This is a genomic window from Labrenzia sp. PHM005 (assembly GCF_006517275.1).
GTDB lineage: Bacteria > Pseudomonadota > Alphaproteobacteria > Rhizobiales > Stappiaceae > Roseibium.
Window position 1 is genome coordinate 3,775,438 of the sequence record NZ_CP041191.1, and the last position, 15,464, is coordinate 3,790,901.

Genomic DNA, 15,464 nt, shown 5'->3' on the forward strand with positions numbered 1-15,464 from the left:
TTGTCTATTTTAAGATCTGAACTTCCCAGCATCGTAGCATTTCTTGTATTTGCCGGATTTAAAGTCGCAGGCGATGCGGTGAAACCGGATACGGTTGGAACGGCGGGCAGTTTGGTGCTGCTCGCGCTGATTTTTGCTGTGGTGATGTGGTGTGCCTTTTCGGTTGTCCGGCATGCTGAGTGTTTGGCGACGCTTTTCGGTGAACCCTATGGCACGTTGATCCTGACACTCGCCGTAATCGGCATCGAAGTTGCCCTGATCGTTGCGATTATGTTGTCCGGCGATGCGGTCCCCACCATGGCGCGGGATACCATGTTTTCGGTCATTATGATCGTGTTGAATGGGCTTGTCGGCTTGTGTCTCCTGCTAGGCGGAATTCGGCACCGGAACCAAAGCTACAATCTGCAAGGAGCCAACGCGTTTTTGTCGGTTCTGGTGCCCTTGGCGGTGTTTGCGCTGGTTTTGCCGCGCATCACGCATTCCGCCCCCGGTGGTGAACTGTCGAGCGTCCAGGCAGGTTTTGAGATTGCCATGTCTGTATTGCTCTATGGCGTGTTCTTGGCGATCCAGACCGTTACACACAGTGATATCTTTCAGCAGCCCGATGTTGGCGGCAATGATGATGGCCATCATGATGTCGTCGTGCGGACTGTGCCGTTCCATGTCGTGGGGCTTATGGGGGCGCTGGTGCCAATCATTTTGCTCTCCAAAAGCCTGGCGCTGTATGTCGAGTTTGGCATTGAGGCGGTCGGAGCGCCGATTGCGTTTAGCGGGTTCATTGTTGCAGCGCTTGTGTTGATGCCGGAGGGCATGAGTGCGGTTCAGGCCGCGCGGGACAACAAACTGCAGCGGGCGGTCAATATCTGTCTCGGCTCAGCTGTTGCGACCATAGGCCTGACGGTCCCTGCAGTGCTGATCGTGGGCTGGGTCACCGGCCTACGGATCGAGCTGGGTCTGGAAACTGCGGACATCATCCTGCTGATGCTGACGTTGTTTGTCAGCTTGTTGACCTTCGGCAGCCGGACCACAAATTACCTGCAAGGCGCGGTTCATTTGGCTTTGTTTGCCGCTTACATAATGATGATCTTCGATCTGTCCTGAACCCGCATCCGGTAATGTGTGTTTAATCCGTTCTGGTGCTTGGTCTGGCGGAACAAATATGATTTGGTGGCCCGATCTTTTTCACAAGTACCGGTAAACCATGCTGCTTTTGTCCGAAGACCAAACCCGTCAGGCCCTGCCATTTCCTGAGTTGATCGACAGTTTGGATGAGATTTTCCGCTCCGGCTGCGTGATGCCGACCCGTCATCACCACGACATTGAAATGCAGGGTGAACCGGATGCGACCATGCTGTTGATGCCGGCCTGGGTTCCCGGTGAGTATAGCGGTGTGAAGGTCGCAAATGTCGTGCCGGGCAACTCAGACCGCGGCCTGCCAGCTGTCTCGGCCCAATATCTGCTTTGTTCCGCCAAAACCGGGGAGATGCTGGCCCTGATTGACGGAGGTGAACTCACAGCCCGCAGGACGGCGGCCGCATCGGCTTTGGCCGCGCGGTACCTGGCACGCGAAGACGCGGGTCACCTGCTTATTGTCGGCACTGGCCGGTTGGCGCCCAATCTGGTTGGCGCCCATATGGCTGTCCGGCCGATCTCCAAAGTTACGATTTGGGGAAGATCTCAACATAAAGCGGCTGACTTTGCTCGGCAAATCAGTGCCACTTATTCCATCAATGTGACGGTTGCTGAGGAGCTGGAAGCGGCTTTGGGAGAGGCCGATATTATTAGTGCTGCGACCTTGTCGAACGACCCACTGGTAAAGGGTGCCTTGGTGAAACCTGGCGCACATGTCGATTTGGTCGGGGCCTTCAAGCCGTCCATGCGCGAAAGCGATGATGATCTCATCAAACGTGCCGATCTATTTGTCGACACCCGCGACGGCTGCCTGGTGGAGGGGGGCGACATCGTCCAGCCGCTGAAGGCTGGTTTGATCACACCTGAAGACATTCGAGCAGACCTTTATGATCTTTGCCGGGGAACATATCCGGGCCGGCAGTCAAATGACGCGGTCACACTGTTTAAATCCGTCGGCGCCGCGCTCGAAGATCTGGCTGGAGCCATGCTCGCCTATAAAACCGCGAGCAAATAGGAAAGTCCGTTAGCCGAGTTCAAATGTGGTGATGCCAAACATCTGATCGAGCGGAAGATCAGGGGCAGGGCCCTTGTACATGCGGAAAGTCTCAAACTCCGGCGACATCTCGTATTTTTCGACGAGCAGCAACGCTGCGGCATTTGGTTCCGGCGTGTCCAGAATGACGGTCTGTCCTTTCACCTTGCCTGCCAAGGCCTTGAAAAGGATTTCTGCGATCTCCGGGGTGTCGGCAAAGAGCGGGCCGATTTTGTATCCGTCCCCGCATTGACGCAGGACGCCATAACCTTGAACCTCTCCATCTTCAACAAAAGCAAATCCGCTGCGGGTTTCTGCCTCTGGTGAGGTCCACAGTTTGATAAATTCGCTTCGTTCTGCCGGGAAGAAACGCCGGTCATACTCCTGGAGAGACGGAAACAAATCCTGGTCCAACGGAGTGAGCCGGGGGTCCATAGGCGTGTCACAAATTGGCGTCCCGACATACCGGACATTCCGGTAGACTGGCTTAAATCCATGTTTGGCGTATCTTGGGGTCTGTTCCTTCACGGCATCGAGCCCCAAGGTCCGGCCGTTGAGGTAACTCATGGCATGGTCCCAGATGAGCTGCCCATAGCCTTTGGCCCGGTGTTCCGGTTTTGTGATAAACAGCCCGATAAAGCCGAAGTCATGACCGTAGCGCACAGCTGAGATAACGGTGACCAGTTGTCCGTTTACCTCGCCAGCAAAAAAGCCAGTTTGATCTGCTTCTAGAAATGCGGCCGCATCTTCGAGACCTGGGTTCCATCCCTCATTCGCTGCCAAGTCGATGGCGGTTTGAATATCTTCCGGGCCGAGATTTCTGATTTTTAGGTCGGTGGTCATGATTTCTCCGGGAGAATGGGGCTTGATAATGGCACGCGGTATGAAAAGGCTACCATAGGCAAAAAGGGAGTTATCTTTTCATTTCTATGATAATCTGAGTGGATTCAAGAGTTTGGGCAAGGTAACAACAAATGAGTCTGGAAGAAAATTTTCTATTTGGACCGGAAACAGTCATTTTGTGACAGCCGCCACATGAAGATCCCAGACAGTTGTTATATTAAATTACACAAGGCCTCTGCACAGGACGCAGTGCCACAGAATTATTGTACAGGAGACTGACATGACGGTCCTATCCGGTTTCTTCTTCGCCTGTCCGAAGTCCGCCCGGATGAAAGCTGCCGGTGCTGCCATCGGGGGCATTCTGGCAGCCGGGGCTGCGCAGGCTGAACCAATCGCACTTGTTCTGGACAAATCCGAAGCAGTGACGTTTCCAGCCTTTACAGAATTGTCTCCCGGCGATGTCGTGGAACTTGGCAATTCCGGGCATATCGATCTTCTCGACTACAGCGCCTGCCGCGAAGTTCGGATCACATCTGGCCGCGTCATGATCTCTTCGACCGGTTACGTCATCGACGGCGGTGTCGAAAAGGAACTGCGTGCCGGAAATTGCCTGCAGGCTGACAGCGGCAGCACTCCGAGCGCTGATGAAAAGAAGGGGCTGACGGTCACCTTGCGCAGCATAAAAGCGGCCAACAAGACGGCCGCGTCGTTGATGCTACGCTTTGATGAGCAACTGAAGACAGATTACGATACGGTCTTTGTTGCCTTTGAGGGCGGCGCGCCGAAACGCTTCGAACTTGGCGAAAACATCCTGACTGACATGCCTGTCCGCAGTGAAGAAACGGACAAGGTCGATGTCGAGTTGTTCTTCCAAGGTAAGGCACCGGACTTTGGTGTGGTTATGCGCAAGTTCACCATCGACCCGGCTTCTGTTGGACGGAAGACCGCTGTTGTCGTGGTAAAATGACAGCCGACAGGCGCATATCAGATCAGTTTACCGGCCGGAAACGGCTTGTTGTGGCGATCGCAATTCTGGCGATCGCCGCTGGTACTTTGCTTGGGTTGACTGCCGACAAGGCGATCTGGGAAGGCTGGGTCACCGATCGTATCTTTCAGCTGCGTGCGCATTTGTCCAAGTCAGACACACCTCCGCCGTCTCCGGTTGCGGTGGTGGGACTGGATCAGGTTTCCCTCGATTCTAAACGTCTGACGACCGTGCCGCGTGTCTTCATGACACCGGTTTTTGCCGAAGCGGGGCAGGCTATTTTGGACGCTGGCGCTGTCGGGGTCGGGTATGACTTTGTCTTTGCGTTTAGTGCAGATTCTTTTGCTGATCCAAATTCCGGCGAAGCTCGGCTGCGCGGATTTGACCGGCCGTTTTTGGGGTTTTTATACCGCAACCGCGGCAAGGTTTTTGTTTCCAGAACAAGCACGGGTGTCCCGCACCGGTCTGTGTCCGCAGCGGCCGGGGCATCCGGTGTCCGGTATGCGGAAGTAACGCCTGATAACGATGGGGTGGTTCGCCGTCATACGCCGCAGCCGCCGCTTGATGAATCTCCCTTGCTGATTGATGCGTTGCTTGCCAGCGTACGGTCATCGGCATCTGACAGTTATGTCGCAGTACCGGAAAACCGACTGGCGACGTCGTTGCCATATCTCTCCCTGCTAGATGTTCTGGCGATGGCGGAGACAGAAACTGGTCGGGAGAAACTGCGGGACTTTGCAACCGGCCGGGTGGTTCTCTTCGGCAGCACAATGCCGAATGAAGATGAGCACCTTTATTCCGACCGGTTCTTACCTTGGCTGCCGGACACCCTTGCAGAGACCGGTGAAAGCGGCCGGCCGTATGTCCGCCATGCAACAGCTGGGGTATATGTTCTGGCCGATTTGATCGGGGCCGCATTATCAGGCCGCACGGCTTTAGATCCGCCACCCGGGACGCTCTCAATAATTGCCGTGTTATTTGCGATATTTGGCGCGTGTGCGGGTCTTTTGTTGCCGCTCTCCGTTTTACCCATCGTTGCTGCGATTGGTATGAGCGCTGGATTGAGCCTGAGTTTTGTTGGCCTCGATTTTGGCTATTTGTTGGCCCCAGGCGTAGCACCGGTCGCGGCCATTTCTGGTATGGTTGTCGCTGCGATCGGCAAGGTTGGCGTTCTGCAGCGGCGGCAGCGGTCACTGGTCCGGCTCTTCGGCCACTACCTGTCTCCGGATGTCATTCAGCAAATGGCCCAGTCTGAGGAATTGCCGGAGCTTGGCGGGGAGACCCGCTATGTCGTGGTTGCCTTCATCGATATTGTCGGTTTCACCAAGATGTCCGAACGGTTGCCGGATCATGAAGTGGTGCGGGTGGTCAACACAAGCTTTGATGCCATCGGACAGGTGATCACCAAACACGGCGGATACATCGACAAATATATCGGCGATGCCATCATGGCCGTGTGGAATGCCCCCAATACTGTTGAGTATCCGGAGCAAGCAGCGGTCGATGCGTCGAGGGAGATCGTTGAGCTGCTGGATGGCATTCGATCCCAAACCGGTCAGACCGCGCTGGATCTTCGCATCGCCCTAAACTCCGGTCCTGTCCTGGTTGGGGATATCGGCGGCCAGCACCGGCGGTCTTTCACTGTGATGGGCACGACTGTGAATACTGCGAGCCGGATCGAAAGTGTTGCTAAGGATAAAAAGGTGCGCTTAGCCGTGAATGATACGGTCGCCAGCAAACTACCGGAAGATTATCCGGTTAAAAAGATCTGGAGCGGGCAGCTTCGTGGTTTAAGCCATGACACGCATGTGTTCACTCTGGACGTGCCAGCGATGTACATGGAGCCGGATAAGGAAACCGGTGACCAAAAAGACCGGCGGCAACCTCCGAAACTGGTCAAGTTTCCGCGTTAGTTGTTTGAATTATGCGCTTTTTCGGGCATCATTTGATTGCTACCTGTAATCAGGACAATCGATTGTGATGCCAGTGAGGCCGTATGGGTGAGTGGCCGGACAATCCACCAGGCGGACAGCCGCGGCCGGAGTTTGATAAGACCATCATCCGGCCTGCATCGTCGACTGCTTTTAAAGCTGCCGAAAGTGTCCAAGCTGACCCAGGGCCGCTCGACAAAAGTCCTGCAAAGCCCCAACAATCCAACGGAAAATCCAACCTCTGGAAGTTTGCTGGCATCGCGGTAATCTTTTTGCTCTTGGGAGCTGGTGGTGGCAGTGTCGCGCTCCTCATCAGTTCCGGTGCGATTACGTTTTCTTCGCCAGAGGACGGTCAACAGAGCACAGCTGAATCCGTAACTGAGCAGGCGAAGGTGGAAGACCCTGCGGTCAGTGACTCACAATCTGAACAGGCAATGCCGCCAGGCCAATCTGAAGACGCGCAGGAACAGGTGACTGCTGAGGTCAATTCTGACGAGCTCGAAACGCCGGCCGATCCGTTTTATGACATGGCCTTGTCTGCGGTGATCCCGCTGGCTGGTGATCCGGTATTGCTCCGTTCCGCCGACGCCCATCAACGTATCGAATTGTCGGAACGCCCTCTGGGACTGGACAGCGGCAGCGACAAGTTTGGTCTTGCCAATGCGGCGGCTGCCTATGTGCTCGACAGTCAAATGCTGGATGAGAGCGGAACACTCGTGATCCGCGCGCCCGGAACCGAGGCGGACTTCCAGTTTGGCAATTTTGGCGGAGGTCAGGATTCTGAAAGTCTGGACATCGTTGAAGAAGATCCTGCGGATGCCGGAGCTGCACTGCCGGTGTTTTTGAAACCGGCAACCAATACCTTGGATCTTTATCTGAATGAGCGGCCGATTGGTCAGGGTGCCCATCGGATTGAAATTCGGGAGGCTATTGATAAGGCGGTGCCGATTGAGACCTATTTGACCACGCACGGGTTCGACAAAGAGTTTGCTGCAGACGCGGCAGGTTTCATGAAATCAAAGTTTGGACGGGGCGATTTTGTCGCGGGCGATAAAGTCGCTGTTCGAGGTGTTCGTTTGCCCAATAAGATAGGCCGGATCGGCGACTATTACCGGCCGGTTCAGATGTCCCTCTATGCCGCCGACGGCTACTTGGGAACGGCCTCGCTTTCCACCAGCCGGGATCAGTCGGGGTATGTGGCGGGTGCAGATCCTTGGTTCGGCAAACCGTTTGAACAGGAAGATCCAGGTGAAGATGACAAGGACGGCAAAGCCAAAAGCCACCGGCTGATTGACGGTCTTTACGCGACTGCCATAAGGAATGCCGTTCCTGCCTCAATCGTCGGCGAGGCGATTGCTTATCTCGCCCCAACCACTGACCTGAAACGCGCCGTCAAACCGGGCGAACGGTTTACACTCTTGTTTTCAGCTCAGCCCAGGGATGAAAAACGCGGTGGTGGCCGGGTTCTTTTTGCCGGTGTCCGGCGGGGCGACAATTGGTCGGTCCGCTGTTATGTCCTCAAAGCCCCGGGAAGTCCGCGGTTCGCCTGCGTCAACGAAGGCGGCAAGGTCAGCATTTCTGGTGCGATGCTGGTTCCGGTCAAAGGTGTTCTGACGTCCAAATTTGGCATGCGGTTTCACCCGATCAAAAAGACCTCCCGCCTTCACGCCGGTGTTGATTGGGCCGCGCCGACGGGCACCCCCATCCGGGCGGCCTTTTCAGGCAAGGTCAGTTACCGCGATGTCCGCGGTGGGTACGGCAATTTCATTGAGCTGCGTCACAAAGACGGCATCACCACACGCTACGCGCATTTGCATGAGTACGGTGAGGGCATTGAGCTGGAATCGGTTGTGCAAGCCGGAGATCTGATCGGTTATGTCGGGACGACAGGCCTCTCCACCGGACCGCACCTTCATTTTGAAATCCGCCAACGCGGCGAACCGACAGACCCGCTGGCTTTTGAGATGGAGACAGGAACCGATGCACCGCAGACCGTGTCCAGTCCGGCTTTGAAAGGGTACCGGGACTTTGTTCAGACGGTCCTGACGACACAATAGGCTCGGTCAAACTCCGATAGTTTGTGATGTAAATCGCAATCAGTGCGCCAGTTTTGGAGTATAGTGAAACAACAAACCGAGACAGGAGCCATCAATGAGCCGTCCGGCTGCCCGATTGGGCGATTTTCACGTGTGCCCCATGACACCGATCCCTCCCGGATTGCCAATCATTCCGCCGTGTGCGGTGACAACGCTGATCGGAAAACGCCCGGCTGCGCGGATGACAGATCTTTGTGCCTGCGTCGGTCCGCCGCCGGCGAATGTCGACCCGATCATCATGGGATCGGTCACAGTATTGGTCAACGGATTGCCCCTTGCACGGATTGGGGACCCAACCCTGAAAGGTGGCGTGATCACCACCGGTGACTTCACCGTCTTGGTTGGCGGTTGATTGTTTGCCGGAAAACTCGCCGCGGCATTTTCGGGATTAGTTGAGAATGAACATGGTTTTAGCGAATGAAGCTTGTTTTGTTGTGCAGTCTTGATCACATATGTAAATTCGGTTCTCATTGTGAATTAGTACTATGTAAAAAAAGTTTTATATATTAGATATTCAATTAAAAATTATTCTTTAATTCGCTGATTTGTGTTTTGTAACACTTAGAAATTCTTCGAAATCAAATAAATTGTTTGCGTGGGCAAAGAAACCCGGAAGCAAATTTCCCGGTCCTGAATAAGCACCGTGGGAGTTTGGGAGAGTTGCCGTGCCAAACAATACTGAATTTGACCGTCTTGCCGAAATGTCCGCTCAGCTTATGGGCAAAACATCTGCTCTGGCCGCTGTTGCTGCTGCTCAGGAGCGGCTGGAGATGCGGGTCGTTTATCACGGGCAAAATCTTGAAACAGAACGCCATGTCCGCCATGCGCAGCGCATGGATGACGCGGTCAATCAACTGATCGTCCATGTGGTCGTGTCGATCGCAACGCTCGGTCTGACAGCGGCGGTGGAAGCCGTGATGGCAGGCGCCTATGTCGCCGAAGGGGCCTATGCAACAACGCAGGGCGTTCGGTATGCCCAAGCAACAGCTGCCGTTGAAGAGGCGCTGGCCGCAAAGGCCATTCTGGACAAGATCAACAATGTTGTCGCGGTCGCGCGCAATCCAGCCTTGCGAAACATCCTGATTGAATATCATGCAGTCAAACTCATGGTCGAAGCGCCAGTGGTCGGGGTTCAATACGCCCTGGAACAATGGGCTGAGCAGCGGCAAGGGCATGCTTATGAATTCGATCTTTTGGATTCCCCGGAAAACGATGGTGGCTCTTTTCTCCGGGAACGTGATGGCAGTGCCCGGCGCCCAGGGTTGGGCGATCTAAAGGATGCGGCTGAATTTTTGAGATTGGCCAAACAAGTCTATGACCGCTGGGGCCGGGATCAACAGACAGAGCGGGCTTTCCTGGAACGGTTGGCGCGGATTTGCGGCGAAGCATGCCGGACGACATTGAACCAGGATATCGGCGGAATTCAGCAAGACACTCAGGTCTTTCTAGGTCTTGATGGAATGCGCTTTGGCGAAATCGATGATGTCTTGAACAGGGAGGTATCTGCCCTGGTTCGCCGGGAAAACCCGGATATCAGCGATTATGACCTCCGGCTCGCCGTCTCTTCGGTGCTGGTGCAGTACTGGCAGCGCCCCTACAGCGAACTGACGCAAATGAAGGCCCGATTACAGGTGCAAATTCAGAGCCTGACTACCGAAATCGCCCGTTTGGAGCGGCGGATCCGTTTGGCGCTGAACAACCAGCCCGCGCTTCGGTTCGGTTACCGTCCGACCATCGGTGAACCGGCTTTTTGATCGGCGTTAACCGCTTTTCTTCCATCAAAACATCGCTTACGGAGGCAAGAAGTCCATGGCCAACATCACTGAAGCCACAGCCAACAGATGGGTGCAGACTGCCCGCGCAGCCTATAGCAGCCAAGTCATTTCACCGTTTTGTGCGGCCTATCAGCAGGCCTACACCAATTTCACCAAAACACTTGAAGCTCAAGACGCTGCAGACAAGGCGGAGGCCGAGGCAAAAACCGAGATGGCCATCCTTGCGCTGTCATTGATTGGTGGGTTTGGGCTCGGAACTGTCATGGGAGCAGCCTGTGCAAAGGCCTGCGCCGGGAAAATATCCCAAAAGATGCTCAACGGACCGGTCCTGGACTATGTGTCAGCAAACTTGGGAGAGCGGTCCTTCAAAACACTGGATTTCGTCGCCAATGATATCCGGTCGGAATTCGTCGCCGGCGCCTTGTTTGATGTTGTCAGCGCCAAGGCCGGGGACAAGTTGAAAGCTGCTCTGACAAACCAACCCCAGGACATCAAACATGCCAAAGGATTTATCGATGAGCCCTTGACGGTGCTCGTCAATATGACCGGATATGTGGACGGCCTGTGTCACACAGCCTTGTTGTTGATCGAGGAGATCTTCAACGGCAAACTGAAAGATAAAGAACAGGAATATCTCAAGAAGTTTCACCAGTCGTCCAAGCTCTTAAAACTCAGCCATAAGATGCCCGACAAGTTGAAAGAGCGGATCGAACTGTCGTTCTGGATGCGGTATCTGCTGACGCTGGATCAAATCAAGGTTCAGGAGTGGCGCTGGAACCGGACCGCGTTTGGCTCCTTTGCCGAAGAATACACCGTGACCAAAGGAATTCCGCAAAACCCGACGGACAAAAACTATCCGAAAACAGGGCGGGACCACCGCCGCCACCGGCAAGAGGTGATTTATAACGACGCTGGTGAATTGGTGAAAAAGCGGATTGATACACTCTATAAGGCGCTGGTCGGTCACACCTTTTTCGGAATGGAAGCAACATACGGCGGTTTCAGCAGTTCAAAGGAAACGGTCGACAAACAATTGCTCATGCGCGCTCAATTTGCTTTGAAGAAGTTACAACCTGCCTATGCGCCGGGGTCCAAAGGACGGTGACCCAACGCGGGCGCTGGACACCGGTCTTAACAACGGGCGCCGCATTCGCAGCGTCCGTTTCCTTTGACTGAGCACCTGGTCCAGCCTGGGAAGCGCTTTGGACTGGCACTGAATTGGCGGTTCGTCCGGCCTCGGCCGTGCGGACGAATTGGAGACGCATTTCGTGAGGCAAAGGGCAAAAAATGGCGTGGAAAGACCTGCAGAGCGTATCGGTGATACGGTCAAGGGGCCGTCCGCGTCAGATTGCTGGCCTTTGCCTCACCCAAAGGGCCGAACCTGCAGCGTCCAATTCTTTTCAATACTCCGCCCAGATGATGCACCGGCATCACCTGCGGCAGATTTTCTTGATCCTGAACGCAGCATTCCCCGGCGAAATACATCTCCAATTCGTCCACACGGCCTAGTTCCCGGGGACTGCAGTATCAAAAGGATAGGTGTCGCTGCGCAGCTTCACATATCCCGTTTTCAGCCGCCATGGCACATCGACCGGCGGGAGTTTCAGGGCGCGGATCGGTTCTTTGCCGGTCTTGAGTTTTAACTCGCTTCTGACTTTCCAAAGTTGCCAGTGCAGGTCGCGGATTTGCGCCAGTTTGTTGAAAAGCCGTTTTTCGAAGGCATCGGCTTTTTTCGCCAGGGCTTCATGCTGGGTGTTGTACTGATTGTATGTTTTGTGGGTTTTGTTTTCCTTGGTGACATAAGACCTCAGGACGCTGACAAACTTCTTGTGGTCCTTTTTGCGGTAAACTTCGCCTTCCCAAAAAACGATGCCCTTTTCATGAAACTTCCGATGTTGTTCGGTTCCCTGGTCCAGTTTCTTCAGGTTTATTTTCCATTTGCGGTGGGACTCCGCACGCCATCCCTCAACGATGTCGGCATCGCGGTCCATCTGCACGAATTTACCGATCATAATCCGGAGATCTGCAAGCGCGTTGACGAGTTTGAACTGGATCTGATCCTTTAGAGCGTTGCGGCCCTTCTGTACCTCGATCCGCTTCACACGCGCGTTTTCCAGTTTCTGTAGCCGGGTCCGTAGATCCGCTTGGAGCTTTTTGTAAATTGGTTTCCAATCGACAGAATTTGCCCAGCTTTCAGGGACACCGGCAACCAGGTGAATAACATTGCCAGCTTTTGCAGCCGGTCCGCTTTCATTGATCTTCGTCAGGTACTTTTGGTACTCGCGGTCTACGGCTGCATCAATTGTGCCGAGCATGCCTTTCAACGTGTCTAATAGATCATCCGCTGGAAGCATTGGATAGCGGTTCGCCTCTCCAAACACATTGGCAACAGCTAAGGAGTAGCTCAGTCCGGTAACGGCTGCATCCGCGTGTTTGCCGAATGCCTTTTGGAGTTCTTTGCCTTTTTTTGTCAGCTGGCGCCGACGCATGTCGCGGCTTATTTCAGTATCAGCCAGAGCTTTGCTGATGCCATAAGCTTCGGCTTTCAACGCTTCGTTGATGGCCAGGCCGATCAACTCGTTGATCAGCTTTTTTGCACCTTCTTTTGCCGCTGCTTTGGTGCCCTCTGAAAAGATTTTACCAACTGGCATGTCGTCAACCTTTCGTTTGAGTTCATGCCAATTGTGGGAATTTCTTGAAAATACGTCAGTGATTACAGACACATCTTGTTTGATTGAAGAGTGTCTATGTGGATTGTGTGTTGTTGAGGGATGACGCACTTAGGGTGACGGTCGCCGTACAATGGCGGCGACCCCTTCTCAAAAGGTCAGAGATCTAAAGCTCACTCAGCCCTGATCGATTTCGATCCCATCATCCCCGGCCTTCAACGTAACACCGGCCAGCTCCTCGCCGTTCATTTCCGCGGTGAGGAATGCGCGGGACAGTTTCGGCAAGAGATCGTTGGTCAGGATGTTGTCGATCATGCGCCCGCCGCTGTCCGGGTCGCGGCACAGCGACACAATGTAGCTGACAACATCCTCGCCATAGCTGAGCTCGGCGCCGCGGTTTTGTTTGACCCGCTTGACGATCTTGTTGAGCTGCAGGTTGATGATGAAGCCGAGCATGGACGGCGACAGCGGATAATAGGGGATCGTGACGATCCGGCCGAGCAGCGCTGGCGGGAAAACATCTAGTAGCGCAGGGCGCAAGCTTTCGGCGAGTTTTTCCGGGTCCGGTGCATTGGGATCCGTCGCAGCCATTTCCGGATCATCGGATACAGGTGTGTCCAGCATCTGGCTGGCCGCACTCATGATCAGGTCGGTGCCGACGTTCGACGTCAGCAGGATGAGTGTGTTGCGGAAGTCTATCTTCCGGCCCATACCGTCTTCCATCCAGCCTTTGTCAAACACCTGGAAGAAGATTTCATGCACGTCCGGATGCGCTTTTTCGACTTCATCTAGGAGCACAACCGAATAGGGTTTGCGCCGGACGGCCTCGGTCAGCCTGCCGCCTTCGCCATAGCCAACATAGCCGGGAGGCGCACCTTTGAGGCCAGAGACCGAATGCGCTTCCTGGAACTCGGACATGTTGATAGTGATCAAGCTGTCTTCGCCGCCATAAAGCGTTTCAGCGAGTGCTAATGCTGTTTCCGTCTTGCCGACGCCTGACGGGCCGCACAGCATGAACACGCCAATCGGCTTGTCCGGATTGCCGAGCTGCGCGCGGCTGGTCTCGATCCGCTTAGCGATCATGGCGAGGCCATGAGACTGGCCAATCACCCGTTTGTTCAGGCTTTCGGTCAACGACAGGATGGTCTGCATTTCATCCTGCACCATGCGGCCAACCGGAATGCCGGTCCAATCGGAAATGATGCTGGCAACCGCCTCGTCATCGACATAGGCATAGACCATGCGATCGTCTTCCGGGATTTTGGCGAGTTCCGCCCGTTTGTCATGAAGAGCGTCGCGGATTGCTTGTTCGTCGGCAAGATCGATGCCGAGATCCAGATCTATGTCATCAATTGGGACGAGAGCCGGGCCTTCGTGCTCAGGATCTGCAATTTCGGCAGCATCCGGATGGGGCGCAGGTTCGCCGCCGCTTAGGTCCATCAGCGCTTTATTGAGGCGCCGGATGCCGGCAACCAAGAGACGTTCGGCTTCCCATTCACCGCGGAGCGTCTCGATGTCCTGCTCCGTCTTTTCAATGGCCTCGGTCAGCGCACTCAGTTGCTCCTCGTGCTCCATACCAAGTTCGGTATCGTTGCTGAGTGCTTTGTGTTCGGTTTCCAGAAAGCCCTTCTTGGCGACGAGGTCGAGGAGTTTAGCTGGCTGAGCAGCTTGCGAGATATTGACCCGGGCCGAGGCTGTATCCAGAACGCTGACCGCTTTGTCAGGGAGCTGGCGGGCCGGAATATAGCGGTGCGACAGGGAAACCGCTGACCGCACGGCGCTGTCCAGGATACGGACTTGGTGATGGTCTTCCATGGGGCCGAGAAGGCCGCGCACCATGGCAAAGCATTTCTCTTCATCCGGTTCATCGACTTGAACCGGCTGGAAGCGGCGGGTGAGGGCCGGGTCTTTTTCAAAATGCTGCCGGTATTCGGACCAGGTTGTTGCCGCAACTGTGCGCAGAGTTCCTCGAGCTAAGGCCGGTTTTAATAGGTTGGCGGCATCGCCGGTGCCGGCGGCACCACCAGCGCCGATCAAGGTATGGGCTTCATCGATGAACAAAATCGTTGGCACGATAGAGGCATGAACGGCATCGATGACCGCGCGCAGGCGTTTTTCAAACTCTCCCTTCATCGATGCTCCAGCCTGAAGAAGACCGAGATCAAGGGCGCACAGGCGTGTCCCGAGCAGGGATGGGGGTACGTCACCGGCAACAATTTTCTGCGCAAACCCTTCGACGATGGCGGTTTTGCCGACCCCGGCTTCCCCAGTCAGAATTGGGTTGTTTTGGCGGCGGCGCAACAACACATCGATGACTTGCCGGATCTCTTCGTCACGGCCGACTATCGGATCAAATTCCTCCGCCCGGGCCCGGGCCGTGAAGTCGACGGTGAATTGTGACAGCGCATCATCGCCAGCTCCGCTTCCAGGGGCTGCGTCTTCGCCGGGAGCGGCTGCTACGGCCGCCTGCGGGCCGGAGCCATCGATCGGCCGGGCGCCGGTTTCAGCGGAGGCGCCAGCAATCCCATCCAGGTTTTTCACCAGGATATCCCGGTTCAGCTTCTCAAAGGCGCTGGAATAACTTAAGAACTGGCGCCGGGCCGATTTGTCGCCCATGGCTGCGATCAGAACATAGGCGGAGCGGATTTTATAATCGCCATACCGGAGCGTGCCTTCAAACCAGGCGCGTTCCAACGCTTCCTGGAAAGGCGCTGCCATGCCCGGTAATTCCGTCTGGTTGATTTTGAACTTGGCAATGGCGGCCTGGAGGTCGCTGTCGACCACAGAACTATCGATGTCGAAGTGGCGCAAGATGTGCGTCAGATCTGAATTCTCATCCCGGAGCAGATAATAGAGCCAATGGACGATCTCCAGGTGCCGGTGGCCGGAGCTTTTGGTCAGCCGCATGGCATTTTCCAGGCTCTCATAACTGACTGTTGTGAGCTTGTTGGCTACTGTTTCGACCAGAATATCACTCATCACGTCGGCCTTTCTGATAGAA

Annotated in this window: 11 protein-coding genes; 8 read left to right on the forward strand and 3 right to left on the reverse strand. The window is 55.1% G+C overall.

The genetic code is table 11. The features are described 5' to 3' along the window. Together FJ695_RS17095 and FJ695_RS17100 are read left to right on the forward strand one after the other, a co-directional pair. Entirely contained in the window at positions 1-1,101 is a 1,101-nt protein-coding gene (locus tag FJ695_RS17095; protein WP_141186571.1) for a calcium:proton antiporter, read from the forward strand. Positions 1,102-1,201: 100 nt separating this feature from the next. Beyond that, positions 1,202-2,146: an ornithine cyclodeaminase family protein gene (locus FJ695_RS17100; RefSeq protein WP_141186572.1), complete on the forward strand. Its 945-nt coding sequence runs from the start codon at positions 1,202-1,204 to the stop codon at positions 2,144-2,146. 9 nt (positions 2,147-2,155) lie between these two features. Here FJ695_RS17100 and FJ695_RS17105 read toward each other — a convergent pair whose 3' ends face one another. After that, on the reverse strand, positions 2,156-3,007 hold the full coding sequence (locus FJ695_RS17105) for a GNAT family N-acetyltransferase (protein WP_141186573.1): 852 nt from the start codon (positions 3,005-3,007) through the stop codon (positions 2,156-2,158). Between the two features lie 280 nt (positions 3,008-3,287). On the opposite strand from FJ695_RS17105, the gene FJ695_RS17110 reads away from it, so the two are divergent. The 6 genes from FJ695_RS17110 to FJ695_RS17135 all read left to right on the forward strand — a co-directional run bounded on the left by FJ695_RS17110 (position 3,288) and on the right by FJ695_RS17135 (position 10,899). Beyond that, a complete protein-coding gene (locus FJ695_RS17110) occupies positions 3,288-3,974 on the forward strand; it encodes a hypothetical protein (protein WP_209010698.1) in 687 nt (228 codons plus the stop codon). After that, a complete protein-coding gene (locus FJ695_RS17115; protein WP_141186574.1) occupies positions 3,971-5,905 on the forward strand; it encodes an adenylate/guanylate cyclase domain-containing protein in 1,935 nt (644 codons plus the stop codon). The genes FJ695_RS17110 and FJ695_RS17115 overlap by 4 nt, the downstream gene beginning before the upstream one ends. Positions 5,906-5,988: 83 nt before the next feature. Beyond that, positions 5,989-7,980 (forward strand): M23 family metallopeptidase, encoded by a 1,992-nt coding sequence (locus FJ695_RS17120; RefSeq protein WP_141186575.1) that lies wholly within the window; start codon positions 5,989-5,991, stop codon positions 7,978-7,980. Positions 7,981-8,074: 94 nt separating this feature from the next. After that, positions 8,075-8,371 (forward strand): PAAR domain-containing protein, encoded by a 297-nt coding sequence (locus FJ695_RS17125; protein ID WP_141186576.1) that lies wholly within the window; start codon positions 8,075-8,077, stop codon positions 8,369-8,371. Between the two features lie 313 nt (positions 8,372-8,684). Beyond that, on the forward strand, positions 8,685-9,773 hold the full coding sequence (locus FJ695_RS17130) for a hypothetical protein (RefSeq protein ID WP_141186577.1): 1,089 nt from the start codon (positions 8,685-8,687) through the stop codon (positions 9,771-9,773). Between the two features lie 55 nt (positions 9,774-9,828). Further along, the gene (locus tag FJ695_RS17135; protein ID WP_141186578.1) at positions 9,829-10,899 is read left to right on the forward strand and encodes a hypothetical protein; all 1,071 of its coding nucleotides are present in this window, start codon (positions 9,829-9,831) and stop codon (positions 10,897-10,899) included. A 400-nt stretch (positions 10,900-11,299) separates the two neighbouring features. Here the strand turns inward: FJ695_RS17135 and FJ695_RS17140 are convergent, their stop codons facing one another. Further along, positions 11,300-12,445: a hypothetical protein gene (locus FJ695_RS17140; protein WP_141186579.1), complete on the reverse strand. Its 1,146-nt coding sequence runs from the start codon at positions 12,443-12,445 to the stop codon at positions 11,300-11,302. Between the two features lie 195 nt (positions 12,446-12,640). After that, positions 12,641-15,442, reverse strand: a complete 2,802-nt coding sequence (gene tssH / locus FJ695_RS17145) for a type VI secretion system ATPase TssH (protein ID WP_141186580.1) — start codon at positions 15,440-15,442, stop codon at positions 12,641-12,643. Positions 15,443-15,464 lie beyond the last annotated feature (22 nt).